This window comes from Mesorhizobium sp. M0664 (genome assembly GCF_040320565.1).
Classification (GTDB): Bacteria; Pseudomonadota; Alphaproteobacteria; order Rhizobiales; family Rhizobiaceae; genus Mesorhizobium.
This window is the reverse complement of record NZ_JAMYPW010000016.1, coordinates 64,794-89,745: the sequence shown is the minus strand read 5'-3', so window position 1 is coordinate 89,745 and position 24,952 is coordinate 64,794. Positions and strand designations below refer to the sequence as shown.

Below are 24,952 nucleotides of genomic sequence, written 5' to 3'. Positions count from 1 at the left end.
TGAAATCAGCCGGAGAACCCACCTCCGTCGAGGAACATTTGTTCGTCCGGTGTCGTCTCGCGGCCAAGCATCCTGTTTCGATGCGGAAAGCGGCCGAAGCGCTGGATGATGTCGCGATGCTCGATCGCATATTTCAGATAGATCGGGGCTTTGGCGGCGGTAAGCTCTACCGATTTGAGCTGATCGGCGAGGTCCTCCGAATGCTCATAGGGCAGATAGAGAAAAACGCGGAGCTCTTCGTCGAGTGCCAGGTCATGGCCGGCAGCGATCGCTTTCCCGGCGAAATGCCGCGCCAGCGGGTCCGTGGCGTACATGTGGCCGGTGGCGCGAAAGCAGTTTCGCGGAAACTGGTCGAGCAGGATCATCAGTGCCAGCGACCCTTCGGCGTGTTCGGACCAGCCGTCGCATTCGCGGCGGGCGGCGGCAAAGTGCAGATCGAGAAACCGGGTGCGGAAGTCGGCATCAAAGGCGTCGTTCTTCTCGAACCACGCGTCCTCCCCGGCATCGCGCCAGAATCTGGTGATGGAGACAGCGCGGTCGTCCAGTTCGTTCATCATTCGCGTCTTTCCAACGTTTAATCGGCCGGTTCGGATTTCTGCAGCACGCCGGCGGTCTCCTCGTTGAGCGCCTGGCCCACGCGCCGTGGCGTGCTGAGCGGCGTCGGGATGGGGGTGCCGATATTGCCTTTGAGGAAGCGCCGCCCGGCGCGGATGCCTTCTGCCTGTTGAAGTTCGAAACGGGCAGCATCGCGGCGGCGGACGTCCTCGACTACCTCGGCGACCTCTTCCGGATCGACGCCGAGAGCTTCCAGTGTCGAGCCGCCGAAGACAAGCGCCGATTCGAACGTCTCGCGGAGCTGATAGTCGACGCCGGCACGAATGAGCTGCAATGCCGTGCCGCGGTCGAAAGCCCGCGCCAGCACCGTCAGCAATGGAAACTCCGCCTTGATGAGCTCGGCGATGCGCACGGCGGCATCGGGCTTGTCAACGCAGATCAGCACGGCGCGTGCGCGCCCGGCTCCCGCGGCACGCAGAATGTCCAGCCGCGTGCCGTCGCCGTAATAGACCTTGAAGCCGAAATCGGCCGCCGCCTGGATCATCTCGACCTCATTGTCGATGATCGACACATCAATCCCGCGCAACAAAAGCGGCTGGCTGGCGATCTGGCCGAACCGGCCAAAGCCGATGATCAGCACGCTGCCGGTCAGGCCTTCGGCGACATCGACGCCTTCAAGCGACTGCTCGTCGCGTGGCGTCAGATACCGCAATGCTATGATCGCTAAGGGCGTCAGCACCATGGAAATGATGACGATGGCGGTCAGCATCGCATTGGCCTGGCTATCGATGATACCGACAGCCGCCGCTGCGGAATAGAGGACGAAGGCGAATTCGCCGCCTTGCGCCATGAAGACCGCGCGCTCGAGCGCTTCCCGGTGGCCGGTTTTGAGAATGCGGGCGACGATATAGATGCCGATCGCCTTCATCATCATGTAGGCGACGACATAGATGGCAATGAGCTGCCAGTTGACGACGACCACATGCAGGTCGAGCGACATGCCGACGGCGAGGAAGAACAGTCCGAGCAGAATGCCACGGAACGGTTCGATGTCCGCCTCCAGCTGATGGCGGAAGGTCGATTCCGACAAAAGCACGCCGGCCAGGAAGGCGCCCATCGCCATCGACAGGCCGGAAAGCTGCATGGCGAGCGCCGACCCGAGCACGACCAGAAGGGCGGCTGCGGTCATCACCTCACGGGCGCGCGCATCCGCCAGGATACGGAAGAACGGATTGAGCAGATAGCGTCCTGCAAGCACCAGCCCGACGATCGCGGCAAGGCCGATGCCGACCTCCGTCAACCGATCCGACAGGCTCATGTCGGCGCCGCCCGGCGCGAGGAAGGCGATCAGCGCCAGCAGCGGCACGATGGCCAGGTCTTCCAAAAGCAGGACCGAGACGATGCGCTGGCCCTTGGGCGTGGCCAGGTCGCCGCGTTCTTCCAGCAATTGCATGACGATTGCCGTCGAGGTGAGTACGAAACCGGCGCCGGCGACGAAGGATTGCGCGATCGGGAAACCTCCCGCCAGGCCGACGCCGGTCAGCAGGACCGCGCAGACGCCGACCTGCAGCGCGCCAAGCCCGAAGATCTCGCGGCGCATGCCCCATAGCCGTGACGGCTGCATCTCCAGCCCGATAATGAACAGGAACATGACGACGCCGAGTTCGGCGACATGAAGAATGGCTTCCGATTCGGAAAAAATGCGCAGCCCGAACGGACCGATCACGACGCCGGCCGTCAAATAGCCGAGGATGGAGCCAAGTCCGATACGCCTGAAGATCGGCACCGCAACGACGCCGGCGGCAAGCAGCGCCACCACCTGGATCAGATCGCCGTTTGATGCCTCTGCCGCCATGCCTGCCGTTCCGCTCTCTTGCAACAAGCGGCCAAGATAGGGGCTTCGGGGCGGATCGAACAGTGCGAATCCGGCGCGTTGTGAAGGCGATATTGCAGGCGCACTGAACAGGATAATGGGCTCCCGCGCGTTGCTTGTTCCAGCAATCCGGCGCTAAGGACCCGGCTTCGGCCAGTGAAGGGCGAGCGACGATCAAGTCGCGGCCCTTTCAGGCGGTGACAACCAAGTATCAGGGCGGCACGACAGCAGCCGAGGCCTGCAAGGCCTATGACGAGGTGATTGCCGCGATCAAAGGCTGAGCATTTATTTGCAAATCAAAAGAGGGCGGCGCCGTTTGGCCGCCGCCCTTCTCACGCTGAAAGTCAGTTCGGAGTTATGGAGCCGACCTCGACTGCATCGATCCGCTTCAGCTTCATGCCGATGACCGGGACCAGCTGCTGGTCGACGCGCACGGCAACGGTCACTGTCATCGAATTGTCGTCGGGGACAAGCGCCTGCATCACGCCGCGCAACTGATTGCGATTGATGGTGAAAACCACCTTGTGCGCATCGACGACATTGCCGCCGATAATGTCGAGGCCGGAGCCGGCGGCCCCGCCCATAAAGCTGCCCTTGTAGCCCTGCCGGCCCTTGTGTTCGATCGTTGCCGACATCTGCTGGGTGAACATGCCTACCCGACAGCCGCCGTCGAGCGACATGCCGACCTTGCCGTCAGGCGTCGAGCCGATGAAGCTGCAGGTGAATTTCGTGCCCTTGTATTTGCCGGCAACGATTTCCCCGGGGCCGACCCATTTGCCTTCGACCGACCGAAAGAACTGCTTGTCCGGTTCCGCCGCCGAGGTCTTTCCGGCAATGCCGACGGTTGCGACAAGCGCGAGCGCCACGGGCAGCCCGCTGGACAGAATAACGCTTTTCATCGACGACACCCGGCAACAAAGAGACTGGTTTGGACGCTTCCGACCATGGACAAGATTGGTTAATGCTTTGTCACCCCAAGGCAATAGTCACGTTCCGGAAGCGGATGTTTCTTTTTCTTTCTTTGCTGCAAAGGAGGTCAGCGCGGAGAGGAAATCGCCCAATCCGGGCCGCCTGACCGCGCAAAAGGGCAGGGGCCTTGCGGTTTCCATCGCTGCAATGCCGATGCGCGCAGTCATCATGCCGTTGACGACGCCTTCGCCGAGCTTGGCCGAGAGCCGGGCGGCAAGGCCGTGGCCGACGATCTGCTGGACGAAACTGTCGCCGACGGCGATCGACCCGGTGACCGCGAGATGGGCCAGAACGCTGCGCGCCAGGCGAAAAAAGCCAAGCGTGCCGGGGCGGCCGCCATAAAGCTCCGACAGCCGGCGAATCAACCGGCCGGCTTCGAACACGACATAAGCGACGTCGACCAGCGCGCGGGGGCTGACCGCGGTCACCAGGGAGACGCGCTTCGCCGCTTCGAGGATCATCACCCTGGCGCGGGCATCGAGCGGGCCGAGTATCTCGGTCTCGGCCAGCCGCACCAGATTGCCGCCGTCAATGATCTCGCCGCGCAATTCGGCCAGCGAGCGCCTGCCGGCCGCGGTTTCAGGCTTGGCCGAGACAAAGACCGACAACTCGTCGGCCACGGCGCGGGCGGCCTTCGGATCGTCACGGGCAATCGCATCGAGCGCCCGCTTCTGCAACTTTTCGACCTCGGCAAGGCGGGCAATCGCCATGAATTCGCGCACGAGGATGATCAGAAGCGCCAGGATGGCGATCGCGGCCATAGCGGCAGCCAGCCAGCCCAGCCACTCGGCGCGCTCGAACAGATCGCGAATCAGCTGGTCGGTCCAGAGGCCGACGGCGAGCGAAACCAGAACGCCCAGCGCGCCGAAGAACAGGCTGCCAAGCAGCGAACGTTTTCGCGGCGCAATCGCCGGCGGCGGTTCGGCAACGACGATATCAGGCTCGTCGAAGACGTCGGTCTCCGCCGGTGTGACCACGGCAAGATCCGCCGTCACGGTACGCGGCTTTCGCGCCGGCGCGGTCTCGGACGGAGCATGGTGAGCCGTCGAGTCTTCCTTCTGCTGGGGCTCCGGCTCTATGCGAAAGGCCGCCGGTCTGCGGGGCGCACTCATGCGAGATGATCTCCGATCAGGAACTGCAGCGCGCGGTCGAGCCTGATATGTGGCAGCGACAGCGTCACGCCCTCGGCGGTGCGCTCGAGTTTCGGCGGGCGAAAGCGCACGAAGCGGATCGCGGGGTCGTCATTGTTCTGCCGGCGGGTCGATTCGGAAACGTCGAACACCGCATCAACTTTCTCCGGCAAATCACCGGGAAATATGGCTGTTTCGGTCTTTCCGTCAAAGGTTTCGCCATCGATGTTTTCGCCGCGCAATGGCGTGCCGATAATGACCGGCAAAGTCTCGCGGTCCTGCTTGACCGTGCCTTCCCGGGTCGCGCGCATGGCAGCCAAAGCGACGACGTCGACGTCGGCGCCGGTGAAATTCGCCCGCGCCACGGCTCGGTCGGCTAGCCGCCGCACGATCGCCTGCAGCCGGTCGTGGCTTTCGTGGTGCAGATGGTCGGCCTTGGTCGCGGCCACCAATATACGGTCGATACGCCTCGAAAACAGGTCGGTCAGGAAATTGCCCCGGCCGGGCCGGAAACAGGACAGAATTTCGGTGACCGCGCGCTCCAGATCGGCCATCGCACCGGGGCCGGCATTCAATGCCTGCAATGCGTCGATGAGCACGATCTGGCGGTCGAGACGCGTGATGTGTTCGCGAAAGAACGGTTTGACGACATGCGTCTTGTAAGCCTCGTAGCGCCGCTCCATCATAGCCTGCAGCGATCCCGAGCGGGCGCGCCGGCCGCCCAGATTCGGCAGCGGCGCGAAGGTGAGAGCGGGCGAGCCTTCAAGATCGCCAGGCATCAGGAAGCGGCCGGGCGGCAAGGTCGAAAGCGCCCGCTCGTCGAGTTTGCAGGCCTTGAGATAGGCCGCGAAGCTCTCAGCGAGACGGCGCGCCGTCATCTCGTCGGCCTCGGCGTTGGGGTCGACCGGATCGGAGAGCGCCCGCCATTCCCGCGAAAGGTCGACACGCACCGCCAACACGGCCATCTCGAAGGCCTCACGCGAAAAATCGGCGTAGGACTTGCCGAGCAGCGGCAGGTCGAGCAGCCATTCGCCGGGATAATCGACGATGTCGACCGACAATTTGCCGGCGGAAAACATGCGGCTCCAGCCAGAGGCCGATTCGTATTCGATGGTGAGCCTCAGTTCGGAAATCGCACGCGTCGAATCCGGCCAGACGCGATCGTCGACAAGAGCTGCGATGTGATCCTCGTACTGGAAGCGTGGGACCGCGTCGTCCGGCTGCTCTTCGAGAAAAGCCCTGGCGATGCGCCCCGATTTTTGTGCCTCAAACAGCGGCAAGCGTCCGCCATGGACGAGATTGTGCACAAGGGACGAGATGAACACCGTCTTGCCGGCGCGGGACAGCCCGGTCACGCCAAGACGCAGTGACGGAGCGAAAAGCCCGGCAGCGCGGCCTGACAATGTATCCAAGGCAATCTTCGCCTCGTCGGTAAAAGTCGTCAGCGCTGATGGCAAATCTGTTCTCGCGGGCCGGTCAGGATCCGATATAGGCTTTGATGCGCGGCTTTGAAATGGCCTCAGATATCGGCAGGCGTCAGGAAGGCTTCGAGATAGCCGGTGCCTGGCGCAGCCTCGGCAAGTCTGCCGTTGAACCGGACCACCGCAAGTGCGGAGGTCGGGAAGCCGTGGTTCAGCATGGCCCGCGCGGTCTCGTCGCCGTCGCCCGAGAGCGCCATGGCGAGATCCTCAATCATCGGATTGTGGCCGATGACGAGCAAGGCATCCAGCCCGCCATTCTGCCGGATGGCAGTGAGGTACGCGGCGGCATCGTCGCTGTAGAGGGTGTCACAGAACAGCACCCGGCCCGTGTCGGTGTGGCCAGCCAGGCTTTCCAGCGTCTGGCGGGCGCGCTTGGCGCTTGAGCAAAGGGTGAGGGCCGGTGCGTATTTGCGGGAACGCATCAGGACGCCCATCGCTTCGGCATCGGCGAAGCCGGATGGATCGAGCGGGCGGTCGAAGTCAGCCACGCCAGGCAGCGCCCAGCCGGCCTTCGCATGCCTCAGCAGGTACAGTCTGGTCACCGGATCCCCGTTGTGCCGGGCACCGAACCCGTCAGCACGCCGCAGGATTTGCCATCAGAAGAGCTCCGTGCGCAATGGCAAGCGCCCCTCAAGCATAGCGAATCATGTACGGATTCGGTCGTATTCTTCGCAAAAAGGGCATCGCCGATGCCGTTTTGTCCGAGACTAACAATTGCGTGAAACTGTCGTCGATTGACCTTGTGCAGCTTTCGGTCCGCGAATATATAGGCGCCAAATTTGGGGTTTGTTGGGTGAGTCGAATGAACGACATCGTTACCGCCGATTACGTACCCTCCGAAGACGAGCCGTTCATGAACGAGCGGCAGAAATCCTACTTTCGCATGAAGCTCGTCACCTGGAAGAACGACATCTTGCGCGAAGCGCGCGAAACTCTCGAAATCCTGCAGCAGGAAAACGCCAACCACCCCGACCTCGCCGATCGCGCCTCCTCAGAAACCGACCGCGCCATCGAACTTCGCGCCCGCGATCGCCAGCGAAAACTCATCTCCAAGATCGATTCGGCCCTCCAGCGCCTTGACGAAGGCACTTACGGTTATTGCGAGGAGACGGGCGAGCCGATCGCGCTGAAGCGGCTCGACGCGCGCCCGATCGCCACCTTGTCGATCGAGGCACAGGAGCGCCATGAGCGGCGCGAGAAGGTCTACCGCGACGACTGAGTCGCCGGGAAAACAGCGGCATCGGTAAAGCGTTCACAATGGCCGGTTTTCCGGCCATTTTCATTGGCCGTTCGCTATCGGCCTATCTTTTCTGATTGGACAACTCGCCGAGGAGCTTCGTCATCTCGTCGTCGAGAGAGGGTGATGCCTTCGCCACCGGCTTGCTCGGCGTTTGGCTGAAGCGTGGCTCGTCAAGGGAAACCTCCAGCTCCTTCATCAGCGCATCGTCAATCGACTCGTGCTGTGCCGGCGGCTCGTATCTTGCCGGGGAGTCCTGTCTTGCCGGCGGCTGCGCATGCCGCGAGGCACTGGCGTTGACGGATCCATAACTTGGCAACGGCGTGACGTTCGATGCCGGTTTCGGCGCCGGCGCCGGCATTGTTGCCGGCATCGTCGCCGTCTGGCGGGCTCGGACAGGGGTCGCGGTTACGCTTGCCGGCTGCGGTGGCGCTTGCCTCACCGGCGCGGCTGTGGTCGAAGCAGACCTTGCTGCCGGCTGGTGGCCGTTGTCTCCGGTCAATGCCGGGCGCCGCAACGCCGAGAGCCTGATGTCGCGCTCGACGACGACGTCGGTCGGACCACCGATCAAGAGCAGGTGCTCGATATCGTCACGGCGCACCAGCACCAGCCGCCGGTGACTGTCGACCGCTGTGGCATCCATGACAGCCAGCCGCGTCTTGCGGTTCCTGCCGCCGGCGACGAATGTCCCGAACGTCAGGCTGCGGATCAGCCTGATGATAAGAAGAATGATGAGCAGAAGGACAAGTACTGCAAACGTCCATAGGATTGCTGCGGCATAACCAGGACCCGCCACGCCATCCAGCCATTGCAGCATTGGTTCCCCCAAAATCAGCTTTCGAAGAGAAGCGACACTAGACTGTTGCGGCAGGCCACCGCAAGTTGCCTTTCACGCTTCGTGAACAGCTTGAAACGCCGGGAGCCGAACGGCGTCATTTTTAGCGGACATCTGCAGCCGGGCCTTTTCCCAACCCTGAGAATATGATTCAACCGACACCGGAATTCACGAGCAGGGGGCACATGGCCAAGGAAGCGCGCGGCGATTTCTATCCGGTACCTATCGTCGACCAGAACACGCGACCGGGAGCGGTCACCCGGCTCATCGTCTTCATCGTCGTCCTGACTGGGGCAGCGATCGTCTTCGGCCTTTTCCGCGAGCGCCTTGGCGATCCATTCCTGCTTGGCATGCTTGGCGTGCTGGCGATGATCGGCGTCGGCTTTCTATTCGCCACTGCGATCGGCTTCGTGCACATCACGCCGCGCTCGACAAGCGACGAACTGTCGAAAGCTTTCGTCGATTCGATGTCGCAAGGTCTCCTGGTCACCGACACCAAAGGCCGTATCATCTACGCCAACCGGACCTATGCCGATATGACGGGTGCCGAGTCGGCCGCCGACCTCAAGACCGTCGAAGGTTTGCTTTCAGACGTTCCCGAGGCCTCGGTGACCATATACCGGCTGGCGTCCGGCCTGCGGGACGGCCAGCCGGGCGACGGCGAGTTTCGGCTCGCGCAGTCCATTCGGCCAGGCGCCGAACCGGGCGCGCGCTGGTACCGCGTTCGGGCTCGCGCCTTCAGCGTTCCCGGCCAGCGGCTGCCCATGCTTGCCTGGCAGCTTGCCGATATCTCGCGGGAACGGGCCGAGCAGGAGCGGTTCTTTCTCGACCTCCAAAAGGCGATCGATCACCTCGACCATGCGCCGGCCGGTTTCTTTTCGGCCGACCAGGAAGGCCGCGTCACCTATATCAACGCGACTCTTGCGGAGTGGCTGGGCATCGACCTGGCCAGCTTCACTCCCGGCGCCATCACGCTGCCGGAGATCGTCGCCGGGGACGGCATGGCGCTGGTCCGTTCGGTCAAGGCCGACGCTGGTACCACGCGCAATGCCGTTATCGACCTCGATCTGACGACGATGACCGGCGAGGCGCTGCCGGTGCGCTTCATGCATCGTGTCTCGGCCAGCCGAGAGGGGCTCAACGGCCCGACTCGCACCATCGTGCTCAACCGGACGCAAGGCGAGGACGCTTCGGCCGACCTCCGCGCATCGGAAATACGCTTCACGCGGTTCTTCAACTCGACGCCGATGGCGATAGCCGGCGTCGACCATGCCGGCCGCATCCTGCGCACCAATGCGCCATTCCTGTCGCTGTTTTCCTCGGTCGTCGACCGCGACGCGGTCGATCGGCGTGTGCGGCTGGATACGGTGATCCACGAGCGCGACCGGCCGGCTTTCGCCGCGGCCTTTGAAAAGGCACGCCAGCAACAGGCTGACATCGAGCCGATCGATACGGTGCTGCCCGGCAATGAGGAGCGCCACATACGCTTCTACGTCAACGCGGTCGCAGACGGTACCGGTGGCGAGGGCGCCGAGGAATCGGCCATCGTCTATGCCGTGGAGACTACTGAGCAAAAGGCCCTCGAGGGCCAGATGGCGCAGAGCCAGAAGATGCAGGCGGTCGGCCAACTCGCCGGCGGCATCGCGCATGATTTCAACAATGTGCTGACCGCCATCATCATGGCCTCGGACCTGCTGTTGACCAACCACCGGCCGTCCGATCCGTCATTCCCGGACATCATGAACATCAAGCAGAATGCCAACCGGGCGGCCTCGCTGGTGCGGCAGTTGCTGGCCTTCTCGCGCAAGCAGACGCTGCGGCCGGAGGTGCTCAACCTGACCGACGTGCTCGCCGATCTCAGAATGCTGCTTGCCCGGCTGGTCGGCAACGATATCAAGCTCAAGATCGACCATGGCCGCGACCTGTGGCCGGTCAGGGTCGATATCGGGCAGTTCGAGCAAGTGGTGGTCAATCTGGTGGTCAATGCGCGCGATGCAATGCCGGCCGGCGGCGACCTCACGGTGCGCACCCGCAACGTCAGCGCCGGGGAATGCAAGACCTTTTCCTACCGCGAACTTACTCCGGCCGACTATGTGCTGGTCGAGGTCGAGGACAGCGGCAGTGGTATCGCGCCTGATGTGCTGAAAAAGATCTTCGAGCCCTTCTTCACGACAAAGGAGGTTGGCAAGGGAACTGGCCTCGGCCTGTCCATGGTCTATGGCATCATCAAGCAGACAGGCGGCTTCATCTTCTGCGATTCCGAAGTTGGCAAGGGATCCGTGTTCCGCATCTTCCTGCCGCGGCACATTGCGGAGGCAAGGAAGGCGGGCGAGGCTGGAGAAGTGCCGGCCGCTCCTGCCAAGATCGCCGACTCAGCCAAGGATCTGTCGGGCTCGGCCACGGTGCTGCTGGTCGAGGACGAGGACGCCGTCCGCATGGGCGGCATGCGGGCGCTGAAATCGCGCGGCTACACCGTCCACGAGGCGTCGTCGGGCGTCGAGGCGCTTGAAGTCTACGAAGCGCTCGGCGGCAAGGTCGACGTCGTGGTGTCGGACGTGGTGATGCCGGAAATGGATGGTCCGACGCTGCTTGGCGAATTGCGCAAACGGCAGCCCGACATCAAGTTTATCTTCGTGTCCGGCTATGCCGAAGACGCGTTCGCCAAGAACTTGCCGGCCGACGCGCATTTCGGCTTCTTGCCGAAGCCGTTTTCGCTCAAGCAATTGGCCACGATCGTAAAGGACATGCTGGAATCCTGACCCTTCCAACGCTCCGCTTGCGCAATGTCGTGAGACTGCCATGATTACAGGCGAAACGGGCGACGGGTTTTGGAAAGCATGCCGTGACGCCACACAACGAGGCTAGCAAAGGCGACTACGCAAGCACGGTGCTGCTGCCGGGCGACCCGCAGCGCGCTGAATGGATGGCGGAGACCTTTCTGGAAGCGCCGCGCTGCGTCAACCGCCGCCGCGGCGCGCTCGGCTTTACCGGGTTGTTTCGCGGCAAGCCTGTCAGCATCCAGTCCACCGGCATCGGCGTCCCGTCATTCCTGGTCTACGTGCACGAGCTGCTGGACTTCTACGGTGCGAAAACGTTGATCCGCACCGGCACCTGCGGTGGCCTGACCGCCGAGATGGCGCTGCGCAGCCTGGTGATCGCACAATCGGTGCGCGGCGAAAATGCGGAGAGCGGCCAGGTTTTTGGTCTCTATCGTGCCGATGCCGGCCCCGATCCTGCATTGTTGGCCCAGGCGTTGGCCCGCGCTTCGGAACTCGGCATCGACCATCGGGCCGGACTGACGATCTGCAGCGATATTTTTTATCATCCGCTGGGGCGCGAACGCTTTGCCGAAGCACAGGCACAGGGGGCGCTCGCCGTGGATATGGAAACCAGCGCACTCTACCGCATTGCGGCCGATTTCGGCGCCCGGGCGCTGTCCATCCTGACCGTCGTCGACAATGTGGCAACCGGCGAGCAGACCGACTATTCCGAACGCCAGGGGCTTTTCACCGATATGACCCGGCTGGCGCTCGACATGGCAGCGGAGAGCTAGGCGGCTTCTACTTCGGAGTACGGAACCTCGCCAGGTTCCTTTTCAACGCTTCGTGCAGGTCGAGGCGGTAAAGGCGCCGTCTGGCTGCTTCATGATGATGTCGAAGGACGGGGTGGTTCCGCTTTCCAGCGTCGCTTGCGTAAGCGAGATCGAGTTGCCACCGCTGGTGTAGCCGCCCAGCGGACCCAGCCAGGTAATCACCCCGTCTGCATCCATCTGGTAGTTATAACTCTGCGGCGCGGTGCCGAAGCTAACCGGACCGCTATAGACGTTTCCCTTGATGGTAATGTCGCCGAGGCTGAGGAACATGCCCAGCAGATAGACTTCGCAATGATAGGAGCCGTCCGGCAGCTTGCCGTCGCTGAAGCCGGCGCGCGCTACGGTCGTCGTCGCCAGCAGAAGCATGGTGATGAAAATGCAAGACGTTCGGAAGGCCATGGCGTCGCTCGTTTAAGGGTTCGAACTTGCCCCATTTCGCTGCGGCGCTGCAATCCTCGCCAGCGCTCATATGATGCTGCTCAAAATTCGGGCATTGGCCTGTATATGAGTAAAACTTAGGCTGATACGAGTGATCTTTTCTCATTTCAAACCTGGCAGGCGAGGTTCATCTCCTGCGGCTAATACATTAACCGACTGACAGGGCTGGGAAATCTCAAACCCTCCGATCTTTCGCCGGTGATTGGCACAGCCGTTGCATGGTCTGTTCCGATGCAGTTAACCAGCTTGGGAGTTTAAAAGTATGAGGGGCAGTTTCTCGACAATAACAAAAATGTTTTCGGCCGGCGTGGTCACCGCCGGCCTGCTGATGAGCGTTCCCGCCAAGGCGGCCGACGACACCATCAAGGTCGGCATCCTCCATTCGCTGTCGGGAACCATGGCGATCTCGGAGACGACGCTGAAGGACGCCATGCTGATGCTCATCGAAGAGCAGAATGCCAAGGGTGGCCTGCTCGGCAAGAAGCTCGAGGCGGTGGTCGTCGATCCGGCTTCCAACTGGCCGCTGTTCGCCGAAAAGGCGCGCGAGCTGATCTCCAAGGACAAGGTCGCGGCGGTGTTCGGCTGCTGGACCTCGGTGTCGCGCAAATCGGTGCTGCCGGTGTTCAGCGAACTCGACAACATCCTTTTCTATCCCGTCCAGTATGAGGGCGAGGAGAGCGAACGCAACGTGTTCTACACCGGTGCGGCGCCGAACCAGCAAGCCATTCCCGCGGTCGACTATCTGATGAGCGAGGACGGCGGTTCGGTGAAGCGCTGGGTTCTCGAAGGCACCGACTACGTCTACCCGCGCACCACCAACAAAATCCTCGAGGCCTATCTGAAGGCCAAGGGCGTCGCTGCGGAAGACATCATGGTCAACTACACGCCGTTCGGCTTCTCCGACTGGCAGACCGAAGTTTCGGCGATCAAGAAGTTCGGCTCGGCCGGCAAGAAGACCGCCGTGGTCTCGACCGTCAATGGCGACGCCAACGTGCCGTTCTACAAGGAGCTCGGCAACCAGGGCATCAAGGCCGAGGACATCCCGGTCATGGCCTTCTCGGTCGGCGAGGAAGAGCTTGCCGGTCTGGACACTGCGCCGCTGGTCGGCCATCTCGCCGCCTGGAACTATTTCGAGAGCGTCGACACGCCCGAGAACGCGAAGTTCATCGCCGACTGGCACAAATTCATCAAGAACGACAAGCGCACCACCAACGACCCGATGGAAGCCCATTATATCGGCTTCAACATGTGGGTGAAGGCGGTCGAGAAGGCCGGCACCACCGATCCGGACAAGGTCATCGACGCCATGGTCGGCGTCTCGGTGCCGAACCTGACCGGCGGTTATTCGACGATGATGCCGAACCATCACATCACCAAGCCGGTGCTGATCGGCGAAATCCAGGCCGACGGCCAGTTCGAAACCGTCTCGCAGACGCCCGGCCTGGTGATGGGCGACGAGTGGTCCGACTATCTGCCTGACTCCAAGGACCTGATCTCCGATTGGCGCGCGCCTCTGTCCTGCGGCAACTTCAACGTTGCCACCGGCAAATGCGGCGGCAAGGGAACCAACTGATCCTCCCGGTCTGTCCTCCCAGACCCGCAAGCCTCCGGGCAGGCTCCTCCTCCAGCCTGCCCGGAGGCGACATTCAATCTTCAAGAGCCACCAGAAACCAATGATCCTGATCCGCGCGATTGGCCTGATGCTGCTCCTTCTCCTGGGGATGCTGCTGCCGTCGAACGCCAGCGAAGCAGATCTGCGCGTGGTCATCGCCAAATTCGCTACCGCCGCCAATTTTCCGGCGATAGAAGCCGTGGTGCGGGAGCTTGCGGCTTCCGGCGATCCGGCCGTAGAACGGCCGCTTGCCGCGCTTGCGGAGGGCAGCCTTTACGTGCGCAAGGCCGATTCACTGGTCTTTGTCGGCAAGGAGAGCGGCGACGGCATCGAGCTGCTCGATGCGCTTACCGGCGAAAGATCGGGCGAAGCTGCCAAGGCCGACATCACCAAGATCAAGGTCAACAACACGCTGCGCCGCGTTATCCGCGACGCGCTGGGCACACTGACGCTTGGCTCCAAGGATCCGGCCGTGCGCATTGCCGCCGCCGACACAATGTTCAAGACGCCGGACGCGGCAAACATCGAGCCGCTCGACACCGCGATCGCAAATGAGAGCGTGGCAAGCGTCAAGGCGCTGCTAGAACAGGCCCGCGCCGCGTCGATTCTCGTTTCCGACAGGCCGGAGACCGACAAACTGGGCGCGATCGCGCTCATCGGTGCGCGCGGCGACCGCGATGCGGTGTCGCTGCTCACGTCGGTAGAGGCCAGTTCCGAAGGTGCGGTGAAGGACGCGGCGACGGCTGCGATCGCCAACATCAATTCGACGCTGGCGCTGTGGGATGCCGGCCAGAATATCTGGTATGGCATATCGCTTGGATCGGTGCTGCTGCTGGCGGCGATTGGCCTTGCCATCACTTTCGGCGTCATGGGCGTCATCAACATGGCGCATGGCGAGATGGTCATGCTCGGCGCCTACACGACCTTCGTCGTGCAGGAGGTTATCCGCAATTCCTTTCCCGGCCTGTTCGACTGGTCGCTGGTCATCGCCCTGCCGCTGGCCTTCCTGGTGGCGGCGCTCGTCGGCCTTGTCATCGAGCGCGGGCTGATCCGCTACCTCTACGGTCGGCCGCTGGAAACCCTGCTGGCGACATGGGGTGTGTCGCTGATCCTGCAGCAGGCCGTACGCACCATGTTCGGACCGACCAACCAGGAGGTAGGCAACCCGTCCTGGATGTCCGGCTCGTTCAATATCGGCCAGCTTGCCGTGACCTGGAACCGACTCTGGATCCTGGTATTCGCGCTCGGCGTGTTCGCGGTGCTGCTCTACGTGATGAAACGCACGCCCTGGGGGCTGCAGATGCGTGCCGTCACCGCCAATCGCCGCATGGCTGCCTCGATGGGCATCAGGACGCCGTGGGTGGACGCCCTGACGTTTGCACTCGGCTCCGGCATTGCCGGCATCGCCGGTGTCGCGCTCAGCCAGATCGACAACGTCTCGCCCAATCTCGGCCGCGGCTACATCATCGACAGCTTCATGGTCGTCGTTTTCGGCGGTGTCGGCAATCTTTGGGGCACGCTGGTCGGCGCTTTCTCGCTCGGCATCGTCAACAAGTTCCTCGAACCTTATGCCGGAGCAGTGCTCGGCAAGATCGTCGTCCTGGTGCTGATCATCCTGTTCATCCAGAAACGGCCGCGCGGTCTGTTCGCGCTAAAGGGCCGGTCGGTGGAAGCATGATCACGGGACGCTTCTTTGCCGCCGGCGCCGACCGCCGCGTCGCCATCACCATCTTCATCCTGCTGGCGGTTGCAATCGTCGTGCCGCTGCTCAATCTTGCGGTCTCGCCGACAAGTGCGTTTTACGTGCCGTCCTATATCGTCGCGCTCACCGGCAAATACCTCTGCTACGCACTGCTCGCCTTGGCGCTCGATCTCGTCTGGGGCTATTGCGGCATCCTCTCGCTCGGCCACGGCGCCTTCTTCGCACTCGGCGGCTATGCGATGGGCATGTATCTGATGCGCCAGATCGGCTCGCGCGGCGTCTACGGCAATCCGCTGCTGCCGGATTTCATGGTGTTCCTTAACTACAAGGAATTGCCATGGTTCTGGTATGGTTTCGACCATTTCTGGTTTGCCGCGATCATGGTGCTTGCGGTGCCCGGCCTGCTCGCCTTCGTCTTCGGCTGGTTTGCCTTCCGCAGCCGCGTCACCGGCGTCTACCTGTCGATCATCACCCAGGCGATGACCTATGCGCTGCTGCTTGCGTTTTTCCGCAACGACATGGGTTTCGGCGGCAATAACGGCCTGACTGATTTCAAGGACATTCTAGGGTTCAACGTGCAGGCCGACATGACGCGGTCGGCGCTGTTCGCGGCCAGCGCCGTCATGCTGGCGTTTGCCGTCTTCGTCACCTGGGCAATCGTCGGTTCCAAGTACGGCAAGCTTTTAATGGCGGTGCGCGATGCCGAGAGCCGCACGCGCTTTCTCGGCTGGCGGGCGGAGAACGTCAAACTGTTCGCCTTCACCGTGTCGGCGGTGATGGCCGGCATCGCCGGTGCGCTTTACGTGCCGCAGGTCGGCATCATCAACCCTGGCGAATTCGAGCCGTCCAATTCGATCGAGGTGGTGGTGTGGGCGGCCGTCGGCGGGCGCGGCACCATCGTCGGGCCGATCATCGGCGCGCTTCTGGTCAATGCCGGTAAATCCTGGTTCACCGGCGTGCTGCCGGAATTCTGGCTGTTTGCGCTGGGCGGACTGTTTGTCGCCGTCACGCTGTTCCTGCCCAAGGGCATCATCGGCATGTGGGATTCCTGGCGCGGCAACGCCAAGGCGCTGCGGGCGGCCTCGGTTGCCGAGGAAGTCGGCATCGATCCCGATGCGCCGGTGCCGCCGAAAACCGACCGCTCGGCGGCGAGAAGGCCGGGCGACTGGTCGGCCTCCGGCGCCGAACCGCAGCCGGCGGAGTGATGGCCTGATGTCGAAGAGCAACACCATCCTCTATCTCGACGGCGTGTCGGTTTCCTTCGACGGGTTTCGCGCCATCAACAACCTTTCGCTGGTGCTCGACAAGGGCGAGATGCGGGCGATCATCGGCCCCAACGGCGCCGGAAAGACGACGATGATGGACATCGTCACCGGCAAGACGCGGCCCGACGCGGGTGAAGTTTTCTTCAACGGTGAGGTCGACCTAACCAAACACGACGAGGCCGAAATCGCCATGATGGGCATCGGCCGTAAATTCCAGAAGCCGACCGTCTTCGAAAGCCACACGATCGAGGACAATCTGATGCTGGCGCTGAAAGGCCCGCGCTCGATCTTCCCGGCACTGTTCCATCGTCGCTCGGCCGCGGACGTGCGGCAGATCGACGACATCCTCGGCATCATCCGGCTTGGCGACAAGCGTGACGAACTCGCCGCCAATCTGAGCCACGGCCAAAAGCAATGGCTCGAGATCGGCATGCTTCTGGCGCAGGATCCGAAGCTGCTGCTGGTCGACGAACCGGTTGCCGGCATGACCGACGCCGAGACCGAGGAAACCGCGCGGCTGCTCAGGGATATCGCGCGCGACCATTCGGTCATCGTCGTCGAGCACGACATGCATTTCGTGCGCGAGCTCGGCGTCAAGGTTACCTGCCTGCACGAAGGCTCGGTGCTTTCCGAGGGCAGCCTCGACTTCGTTTCGGCCGACGAGCGCGTCGTCGAAGTCTATCTGGGGAGATGAACATGGTCTGGCGCGTTCCGTTCCATCATTTCGACCTTTCGTTCTTCACGCGTTGGAGAAAGCGCTGACCATGCTCGAAGTCTCCAATGCCACGCTGCACTACGGCGCTGCCCAGGCGCTGCGCGGCGTCTCGCTGAAGGCCGGCGCCGGCAAGATCACCTGCGTGCTCGGCCGCAACGGCGTCGGCAAGACCAGTTTGATGAGATCGATCGTCGGCCATCACCGGCTGACGAGCGGAAGCGTTGCCTTCGAGGGGAAGGCGCTCGACCGGAGCGCGGCGTATGATCGCGCCCGGTCGGGCATCGCATTCGTGCCGCAGGGCAGGGAGATATTTCCGCTGCTTACGGTGCGGGAAAACCTCGAATCGGGTTTTGCGCCGTTGAAGCGCGCCGATCGCAACATTCCCGGTCACGTCTTCGAATTGTTTCCGGTGCTGAAGCAGATGCTCGCGCGCCGCGGCGGCGATCTTTCCGGCGGCCAGCAGCAGCAGCTTGCCATCGGCAGGGCGCTGGTGATGCGGCCGAAGCTGCTGGTGCTCGACGAGCCGACCGAAGGCATCCAGCCGTCGATCATCAAGGACATCGGCCGCGCCATCCGCTATCTGCGCGACCAGGCCGGTATCGCCGTGCTTCTGGTCGAACAATATCTCGACTTCTGCCGGGAATTGGCCGACGAGGTCAACATCATGGACCGCGGTCAGATCGTCCATACCGGCCCCGCCGAGGATCTCGACCGGGCGGACGTCCGCAAATTCCTGACTGTCTGAATTCTTATTGATTCCATTACTTTGCAACTCTGGCGCGCTGCAGATTGCGTGCTAGATTTTGCTTGGCCTTGGTGAGTCGGCCGCTTTCCGTAGCAGTTTCAACTTGGCAGATCAGGGGAAGGCGCGGCTGCGTCCGCACGCTTGCGCGCAAGCCCTTCCAGCGATCTGTTGTCGTCCAACATTTCGGGTGCTTGGGAGCCAGGGCCAGTCAATGGAGCGCTATGTCGAGGACTACCAGAAACGACGGCTCACGGAGCGCGTCGACATCCTGACAGCCATCAACATTCTGAAATCGCAGGGGTATGACCACGACGAACTCATCGCGGAGATCACCAAGGTCTTCTATGTCGATCTCGATGCCTTTAACGAGATCGTCAGGGTTGATCGGCGTCCGGACGAACGCGCCGCATAGCCGGTAGTTTAGGACCAAGCCAGGCGGACCACCGACAGCGGGGCGTCAGCCTGCGACCCGCTTCATCAGCGCGATGGCGCCGAATGGAGCGCGGACCTTGCCCTCGGTGATGAAGTAGACGAACACATCGCGTGGCTTGACCGGCGCGTCGGTTGAAGGATCGGCGCGCGACAGGTCGGCCGGCACCTTGCCTTCCGCCCAGGTTTTTGCGCGCGCCGCCCATTCGTCGAGCGCCTTTGGCGTATAGCAATCGGGATTGTCGTCGCTGCCGGTCTGCAGCCGCGCATAGATGAAATCGCCGGTAACGTCGGCAATCCCCGGATATTTGGCGTGGTCGGCATAGACGATGGCGGCCTTGTGCTTTCGCGCCAAGGCGGCGAACTCCGGCACGATGAAGCTGTCGTTGCGCACCTCGACCGCGTGGCGCAGCGCAACGCCGTCCTGCTTTTCCGGCAACAGCTTGAGGAAGGCCTCGAAATCGTCCGGGTCGAATTTCTTGGTCGGCGCGAACTGCCACAGGATCGGCCCGAGCTTGTCGCCAAGTGCCGCGACGCCCGACCCGAGGAAGCGCATGATCGATTCCCCGGCCTCGCCGAGCACGCGGCGGTTGGTGACGAAGCGGTTGCCCTTCAGCGAATAGACGAAACCATCCGGCGCCTCGTTGGCCCATTTGACGAAGGTCGGCTCCTTGAAGCTCGAATAATAGGTGCCGTTGACCTCGATAGTGAGCACCTGCCGGCTGGCATAATGCAGTTGCTTGGCCTTCGACAATTTGTCCGGGTAGAAGGACGTGTCCCACGGCTCGAAGGTCCAGCCGCCCATGCCGGCGCGGATTGTTCCTGATTGAGTCATGGTCGTCCTCCCGGTTTGCAGAAAAGGATCACGCGATGGCGGTCGTCTCGACGGCTTTCGCCATGTCGACGACCGTCCATCCTGGCCGATATGGATTGGGCCGGCGACCCGTTTCGCGAAAGCCGTAGGCCTTATACAACGAAACGTTCCGTTCCATTCTGGCATTGGTGTAGAGTCGGATTTCCGGCAAGCTCCACAGGCGCGTCTGTTGCTCGGCCCAGTCGAGCAGCCCGATGCCGAAACCCTTGCCCTGAAAGGCGGGCGCAACGGCGACGCTGAAGATCATTGTATGGTCCGCATGTCGTTCGAGAACGATCAAGCCGGCCGGCTGTCCGTCCTGCTCCGAAAGCCAGACCTCGCCGCGTTCTATGCGCGGCGCGTAGTCCTCGGTGACAGGGATCGGCGGTGCGCCGAGCAGGGCAGTGTAGGGCGCGTAGGCGTCGGTGGTGAGCGAGATCACCGTGGGGAGATCATCGGCCCGAGCGGCTCTCATGATCAAAACTGGCCCGCGCCGGCAGCGGCCGCAATCACCTTGTCCATGCCGGCCGCTATCGCGGCGACGGCATTGCGACTGGCGTCGCCCAAGCCGTGGCGCTCAGCGAGCCAGTGCGCGTCATTGTAGGAGAGCCAGACCTTGCCTTGCTTATCCTCCCAAGCCAGTGCCTTGACCGGCAGATCGATGCCGGCAAGCTGCCGGTCCTGCATCAGCGGCGTCCCGCCTTTCGGGTTGCCAAAAATCAGAAGCTGGGTCGGACGCAGGGAAGCTTCGACACTGCGCGCACCGGCGGCGTGGTCAATGCGGGCGAAGACCAGCAATCCTGCACCTTCCACAGTCCCGACCAGGCGATCGATCGTCTCGGCCACGCCGAAGCGGCTTTGGACCGTGATGAGACCGTTCTTTGCCATCACTCCGCCGCTTCGCGCTTGCCTCCGGGGCGCCGCTCCAGCAATTCCCTCAAGAACTGGCCGGTATAGCTGCGTTTTTCGCGGACGATGTCCTCCGGCGTGCCGGACGCTACCAGCTCGCCGCCGCCGTCGCCACCTTCGGGGCCAAGATCGAGCACCCAGTCAGCGGTCTTGATCACCTCTAGATTGTGCTCGATGACGACGACCGTGTTGCCCTGGTCGACCAGCTCGTGCAGCACTTCAAGCAGCTTGGCGACGTCGTGGAAATGCAGGCCGGTGGTTGGCTCATCGAGAATGTAGAGCGTCTTGCCGGTCGCCTTGCGCGACAGTTCCTTGGCAAGCTTGATGCGCTGCGCCTCGCCGCCCGACAAAGTCGTTGCCTGCTGGCCAACATGGATGTAGCCGAGGCCGACCCGTTTCAGCGTCTCCAGCTTGTCGCGCACGCCGGGCACGGCGGCGAAGAAATCGACGCCTTCCTCGACCGTCATGTCGAGAACGTCGGCGATTGATTTGCCCTTGAACAGGACGTCGAGCGTCTCGCGGTTGTAGCGCTTGCCGTGGCAGACGTCGCAGGTGACATAGACGTCGGGCAGGAAATGCATCTCGATCTTGATGACGCCGTCGCCCTGGCAAGCCTCGCAGCGGCCGCCCTTGACGTTGAACGAGAAGCGGCCCGGCTGGTAGCCGCGCGCCTTGGCCTCCGGCAGGCCGGCGAACCAGTCGCGGATCGGCGTGAAGGCGCCGGTATAGGTGGCGGGGTTGGAGCGCGGGGTGCGCCCGATCGGCGACTGGTCGATGTCGATGACCTTGTCGAGGAATTCCAACCCCTCGATGCGGTCGTGCTCGGCCGGATGCTCGCGCGAGCCCATGATGCGGCGCGACGCCGCCTTGAACAGGGTCTCGATCAGGAAGGTCGACTTGCCGCCGCCGGATACGCCGGTGACGGCGGTAAACGTGCCGAGCGGGATTTCGGCGGTGACGTTCTTCAGGTTGTTGCCGCGCGCGCCGACGACCTTCAGCCGGCGGTTCTTCTTGGCCTCACGCCGCGCTGCCGGCGTCGCCACTTCGAGCTCGCCCGACAGGTATTTGCCGGTGATCGAAGCGGGCGTCGCCATGATCTGCTGCGGCGTGCCCTGGGCGATGATGTGGCCGCCATGGATGCCGGCCGCCGGGCCGATATCGACGACGTAGTCGGCATGCAGGATGGCGTCCTCGTCATGCTCGACGACGATGACCGTGTTGCCGATGTCGCGCAGATGCTTCAGCGTGTCGAGCAGGCGGGCGTTGTCGCGCTGGTGCAGACCGATCGACGGCTCGTCCAGCACGTAAAGTACGCCGGTCAGGCCGGAGCCGATCTGCGACGCCAGACGGATGCGCTGGCTCTCACCGCCTGAAAGCGTGCCGGAGTTGCGCGACAGCGTCAAATAGTCGAGACCGACATCGTTGAGGAAGCGCAGCCGCTCCCGGATTTCCTTGAGCACGCGCACCGCAATCTCGTTCTGCTTGTCGTTGAGCGAAGCGGGCAGATCGGTGAACCACTGGTCGGCCTTGCGGATGGACAGCTCGGTGACCTCGCCAATGTGCTTGCCGGCGATCTTGACCGCGAGCGCCTCGGGCTTCAGCCGATAGCCGCGGCAGGCCGGGCAGGGCGTGGCCGACATGAAGCGCTCGATCTCCTCGCGCATCCAGGCGGATTCGGTTTCCTTCCAGCGGCGCTCGAGATTGGGGATGACGCCCTCGAAGGTTTTCGTCGTTTTGTAGGAGCGCAGACCGTCATCATAATGGAAGGTGATTTCGCGCTCGCCGGTGCCGTGCAGGACGGCTTGCCTTGCCTCCTCGCTCAAATCCTTGAACTTGTCGCCGAGCTTGAAGCCATAGGCAATGCCCAGCGCTTCCAGCGTCTGCGCATAATAGGGCGAGGTCGACTTCGCCCACGGGCTGACGGCGCCGGCGCGCAGCGAGACATTCTCGTCGGGCACGACCAGGCTGGCGTCGATGGCGCGTTGGCTGCCGAGCCCGTCGCAGGTCGGGCAGGCGCCGAACGGATTGTTGAAGGAGAACAGCCTGGGCTCGATCTCGGGAATGGTGAAGCCGGACACCGGGCAGGCGAACTTTTCCGAGAACAGCATGCGTTCATGCGTCTCGTTCTTCGATTTGTTGACCGAATCCTCGCCGGTCTGGCTGGCGTCGAGCGGCTTGTCGGCAAATTCCGCCACCGCCAGCCCGTCGGCCAGCTTCAGCGCGGTCTCGATGGAATCGGCGAGCCGCGTCGCCAGATCGCCGCGCACGACGATGCGGTCGACGACGACGTCGATGTCGTGCTTGTACTTCTTGTCCAGCGCCGGCACGTCGGCGATCTCATAGAAGACGCCATCGACCTTGACGCGCTGAAAACCCTTCTTCTGCAGCTCCAGCAGTTCCTTGCGGTACTCGCCTTTGCGGCCGCGCACCATCGGCGCCAGAATGAACAGCCGGGTGCCTTCCTCGACAGCAAGCACCCGGTCGACCATCTGCGAGACCGTCTGGCTCTCGATCGGCAGGCCGGTGGCCGGCGAATAGGGTACACCGACGCGGGCGAACAAAAGCCGCATATAATCGTAGATCTCGGTGACGGTGCCGACCGTCGAACGAGGGTTTTTCGAGGTGGTCTTCTGCTCGATGGAGATGGCCGGCGACAGGCCGTCGATCTGGTCGACGTCCGGCTTCTGCATCATTTCGAGGAATTGCCGTGCATAGGCCGAAAGGCTCTCGACATAGCGGCGCTGGCCCTCGGCGTAGATGGTGTCGAAGGCAAGCGACGACTTGCCCGACCCCGACAGGCCGGTCATGACGATCAGGCTGTCACGCGGCAGGTCGAGATCGACATTCTTCAGATTGTGTTCGCGTGCCCCGCGAATGGAGAGATATTTATGGTCGGCCATCGCCGGTCGCCGCCTCAGAATCTGGAATTCGCGGGATGGGCGGGTTTTCCCGACCACCCCCTATGTAGGTAATTTCGCCGCCTTTTCGAGAGACGCCACAACTCCCGACCAAAGCGTTTAACCGCCTTTCGCGCGAACGGGCAAGCGGAAAGAACAAAGGCCGAACACGCTCCTGACAAAAGCTGCCCGCGCAGCCGGCTTCACAAAGCGTCTCGCGATCACATTTTTCGGCAACCCGGCTATTCAAGGTTGACGTCCCCGCGTCATGGGGGCAGAATCCAATTGTCAACGAAGCCGGCCGTCTTTCGATGGCCTCGCGGCCTGGGGCTAGCCTGCGAGACGCCGCGGGTTATGCGATGAGCGCTTCGACGACAGTCGCAACGAACAGAAGGAGAGCAGAGGCATGACTCCACCGGATTGTTCCTTGAGGCTCCACGTGTCGCTGGAGCCGCGGCAGGTATAAGTAGCCAGGTCAGGCGTTTAGCGCTACCTGCCCACGTTGACCTGCCGATCCCCACAACAATCAGAGACTGCTAGTCGGATCGTCGGCTGAACGCCGCGAAGCATCCGAAATAAAAAGCCGGCAGTACACTCCCGGCAATTTGGATTTCAGATCCAAGAAAGCCCCGTCAGTTGCAAAGCAATGGCGGGGCTGTTCGTTTGAAGCGCAATATTTGTGGTTCACACCAGGCGAACTTAGCGGCTGGAGGGCCTGATCCCGCCGGTAGCGACATCAATGGTGATGCTACCGGAAATCCGAACGTCGGTATCGCCAATCTTGAAGGTGCCGTTGCCGCTGCCTAGAGCCATATCGTCAGGCTCAGGCCGCGGCGCTGGCTCGGCGATGCGATAATCGCTGGTCACACCGGGCAGAGCGCGCTTTTGCGAAGACGTCGAATTATCTTGGGCAAGTGCCATACCCACCAGCATGTTCGTGCCGGCAACGGTAGCGATGGCAAGGCATAACAGGCTGGATGAGCGGCTGGCGGTCATCGCCGGACTATAGTGCCGCGATAGCGGCAAGACCAGACCGATGGCGCTGAAATTGCGGGCGCTCAATCGCCTCAGTTCCGTCCGCCGGCCCGGCTCGTTCATGCGGCCTGCTTGCGAGTGTCGAAAACATGGTCGACGAGGCCCCAATCCTTGGCCTCCTGCGCGGTCATGAAAAAGTCGCGGTCGAGCGTGCGTTCCACTTCTTCGTAGGTGCGGCCGCAATGGCGGGCGTAAAGATCGGTCATGCGCCGCTTGGTGCGAAGGATGCCCTCGGCATGGCGCTGGATATCGGAGGCCTGGCCCTGGAAACCGCCGAGAGGCTGATGCAGCACGATGCTGGTGTTGGGTAGCGCGATGCGCCGCCCCGGTGTGCCGGCCATCAAAAGGAACGAGGCCATCGAGGCGGCGAAGCCCATACAAACCGTGGAGACCGGGCAACTGATATACTGCATCGTATCGTAGATCGCGAAACCGCTGGTCACCACGCCGCCCGGCGAGTTGATGTAGAGCGAGACCTCCTTGTCGGGATTGTCGGATTCCAACGACAGAAGCTGGGCGCAGACCAGCGCTGAGGTGCCGTCATCGATCGGGCCGTTGATGAAGACGATGCGCTCGCGCAGCAGCCGCGAAAATATGTCGAAGGCACGTTCGCCGCGGCTCGACTGCTCGATCACCATCGGCACCAGATTGGCAAGGCCGCTCATCGGTTGTCTCCGTTG

24 protein-coding genes are annotated in these 24,952 nt (G+C 62.6%); 10 read left to right on the top strand and 14 right to left on the bottom strand.

Annotation, left to right across the window (positions count from 1 at the left end):
- Positions 1-5 precede the first annotated feature (5 nt).
- Complete coding sequence (locus NKI39_RS16900) at positions 6-554, bottom strand: DUF924 family protein (RefSeq protein WP_352471797.1); 549 nt, start codon at positions 552-554, stop codon at positions 6-8.
- Between the two features lie 20 nt (positions 555-574).
- A complete protein-coding gene (locus NKI39_RS16895; protein WP_352682898.1) occupies positions 575-2,410 on the bottom strand; it encodes a monovalent cation:proton antiporter-2 (CPA2) family protein in 1,836 nt (611 codons plus the stop codon).
- 134 nt (positions 2,411-2,544) lie between these two features.
- Here NKI39_RS16895 and NKI39_RS16890 point away from each other — a divergent pair, with 134 nt between their 5' ends.
- On the top strand, positions 2,545-2,709 hold the full coding sequence (locus NKI39_RS16890) for a hypothetical protein (protein WP_352540610.1): 165 nt from the start codon (positions 2,545-2,547) through the stop codon (positions 2,707-2,709).
- A 63-nt stretch (positions 2,710-2,772) separates the two neighbouring features.
- Here the strand turns inward: NKI39_RS16890 and NKI39_RS16885 are convergent, their stop codons facing one another.
- From NKI39_RS16885 to NKI39_RS16870, 4 genes are all read right to left on the bottom strand, one after another.
- Complete coding sequence (locus NKI39_RS16885; protein ID WP_023674843.1) at positions 2,773-3,327, bottom strand: hypothetical protein; 555 nt, start codon at positions 3,325-3,327, stop codon at positions 2,773-2,775.
- Positions 3,328-3,414: 87 nt separating this feature from the next.
- Positions 3,415-4,509, bottom strand: coding sequence for a YcjF family protein (locus NKI39_RS16880; RefSeq protein ID WP_352833113.1), 1,095 nt, complete (start codon positions 4,507-4,509; stop codon positions 3,415-3,417).
- On the bottom strand, positions 4,506-5,984 hold the full coding sequence (locus tag NKI39_RS16875) for a YcjX family GTP-binding protein (RefSeq protein ID WP_352833110.1): 1,479 nt from the start codon (positions 5,982-5,984) through the stop codon (positions 4,506-4,508). The genes NKI39_RS16880 and NKI39_RS16875 overlap by 4 nt, the downstream gene beginning before the upstream one ends.
- A 62-nt stretch (positions 5,985-6,046) precedes the next feature.
- Entirely contained in the window at positions 6,047-6,550 is a 504-nt protein-coding gene (locus NKI39_RS16870) for a SixA phosphatase family protein (RefSeq protein WP_352471715.1), read from the bottom strand.
- Between the two features lie 260 nt (positions 6,551-6,810).
- Between NKI39_RS16870 and dksA the strand changes: the two genes are divergently transcribed.
- Positions 6,811-7,227: an RNA polymerase-binding protein DksA gene (gene dksA, locus NKI39_RS16865; RefSeq protein WP_023674847.1), complete on the top strand. Its 417-nt coding sequence runs from the start codon at positions 6,811-6,813 to the stop codon at positions 7,225-7,227.
- 82 nt (positions 7,228-7,309) lie between these two features.
- On the opposite strand, the gene NKI39_RS16860 is transcribed toward dksA, so the two are convergent.
- Positions 7,310-8,062 (bottom strand): hypothetical protein, encoded by a 753-nt coding sequence (locus tag NKI39_RS16860; RefSeq protein ID WP_352502494.1) that lies wholly within the window; start codon positions 8,060-8,062, stop codon positions 7,310-7,312.
- Positions 8,063-8,265: 203 nt separating this feature from the next.
- Between NKI39_RS16860 and cckA the strand changes: the two genes are divergently transcribed.
- A complete protein-coding gene (gene cckA, locus NKI39_RS16855; RefSeq protein ID WP_352742617.1) occupies positions 8,266-10,839 on the top strand; it encodes a cell cycle histidine kinase CckA in 2,574 nt (857 codons plus the stop codon).
- Positions 10,840-10,922: 83 nt separating this feature from the next.
- A complete protein-coding gene (locus NKI39_RS16850) occupies positions 10,923-11,633 on the top strand; it encodes a purine-nucleoside phosphorylase (protein WP_352502496.1) in 711 nt (236 codons plus the stop codon).
- A gap of 42 nt (positions 11,634-11,675) precedes the next feature.
- Here the strand turns inward: NKI39_RS16850 and NKI39_RS16845 are convergent, their stop codons facing one another.
- Positions 11,676-12,071, bottom strand: coding sequence for a hypothetical protein (locus NKI39_RS16845; protein ID WP_352502497.1), 396 nt, complete (start codon positions 12,069-12,071; stop codon positions 11,676-11,678).
- A 301-nt stretch (positions 12,072-12,372) separates the two neighbouring features.
- Between NKI39_RS16845 and urtA the strand changes: the two genes are divergently transcribed.
- The 6 genes from urtA to NKI39_RS16815 all read left to right on the top strand — a co-directional run bounded on the left by urtA (position 12,373) and on the right by NKI39_RS16815 (position 18,561).
- A complete protein-coding gene (urtA, locus tag NKI39_RS16840) occupies positions 12,373-13,683 on the top strand; it encodes an urea ABC transporter substrate-binding protein (RefSeq protein WP_352455694.1) in 1,311 nt (436 codons plus the stop codon).
- A gap of 100 nt (positions 13,684-13,783) precedes the next feature.
- Complete coding sequence (gene urtB, locus NKI39_RS16835; protein ID WP_352816657.1) at positions 13,784-15,400, top strand: urea ABC transporter permease subunit UrtB; 1,617 nt, start codon at positions 13,784-13,786, stop codon at positions 15,398-15,400.
- Entirely contained in the window at positions 15,397-16,629 is a 1,233-nt protein-coding gene (gene urtC / locus NKI39_RS16830; RefSeq protein ID WP_352455696.1) for an urea ABC transporter permease subunit UrtC, read from the top strand. The genes urtB and urtC overlap by 4 nt, the downstream gene beginning before the upstream one ends.
- 7 nt (positions 16,630-16,636) lie before the next feature.
- A complete protein-coding gene (urtD, locus tag NKI39_RS16825) occupies positions 16,637-17,383 on the top strand; it encodes an urea ABC transporter ATP-binding protein UrtD (RefSeq protein ID WP_023674855.1) in 747 nt (248 codons plus the stop codon).
- Positions 17,384-17,453: 70 nt separating this feature from the next.
- The gene (urtE, locus tag NKI39_RS16820) at positions 17,454-18,149 is read left to right on the top strand and encodes an urea ABC transporter ATP-binding subunit UrtE (protein ID WP_126041867.1); all 696 of its coding nucleotides are present in this window, start codon (positions 17,454-17,456) and stop codon (positions 18,147-18,149) included.
- 211 nt (positions 18,150-18,360) lie between these two features.
- Positions 18,361-18,561 carry a hypothetical protein gene (locus tag NKI39_RS16815; protein ID WP_023674857.1) on the top strand — a complete coding sequence of 67 codons (201 nt, stop codon included), beginning with the start codon at positions 18,361-18,363 and terminating at the stop codon, positions 18,559-18,561.
- Positions 18,562-18,606: 45 nt separating this feature from the next.
- On the opposite strand, the gene NKI39_RS16810 is transcribed toward NKI39_RS16815, so the two are convergent.
- From NKI39_RS16810 to NKI39_RS16785, 6 genes are all read right to left on the bottom strand, one after another.
- Complete coding sequence (locus tag NKI39_RS16810) at positions 18,607-19,413, bottom strand: DUF72 domain-containing protein (RefSeq protein WP_023674858.1); 807 nt, start codon at positions 19,411-19,413, stop codon at positions 18,607-18,609.
- Positions 19,414-19,441: 28 nt separating this feature from the next.
- The gene (locus tag NKI39_RS16805) at positions 19,442-19,912 is read right to left on the bottom strand and encodes a GNAT family N-acetyltransferase (protein ID WP_352833104.1); all 471 of its coding nucleotides are present in this window, start codon (positions 19,910-19,912) and stop codon (positions 19,442-19,444) included.
- The gene (locus tag NKI39_RS16800) at positions 19,909-20,319 is read right to left on the bottom strand and encodes a DUF302 domain-containing protein (RefSeq protein ID WP_352448755.1); all 411 of its coding nucleotides are present in this window, start codon (positions 20,317-20,319) and stop codon (positions 19,909-19,911) included. The genes NKI39_RS16805 and NKI39_RS16800 overlap by 4 nt, the downstream gene beginning before the upstream one ends.
- Positions 20,319-23,240 carry an excinuclease ABC subunit UvrA gene (gene uvrA / locus NKI39_RS16795; RefSeq protein WP_352833101.1) on the bottom strand — a complete coding sequence of 974 codons (2,922 nt, stop codon included), beginning with the start codon at positions 23,238-23,240 and terminating at the stop codon, positions 20,319-20,321. The genes NKI39_RS16800 and uvrA overlap by 1 nt, the downstream gene beginning before the upstream one ends.
- Positions 23,241-23,936: 696 nt before the next feature.
- On the bottom strand, positions 23,937-24,335 hold the full coding sequence (locus tag NKI39_RS16790) for a hypothetical protein (RefSeq protein ID WP_352682877.1): 399 nt from the start codon (positions 24,333-24,335) through the stop codon (positions 23,937-23,939).
- Positions 24,332-24,937, bottom strand: coding sequence for an ATP-dependent Clp protease proteolytic subunit (locus NKI39_RS16785; protein WP_352455702.1), 606 nt, complete (start codon positions 24,935-24,937; stop codon positions 24,332-24,334). Before NKI39_RS16785 ends, NKI39_RS16790 begins: the two co-directional genes overlap by 4 nt.
- Positions 24,938-24,952 lie beyond the last annotated feature (15 nt).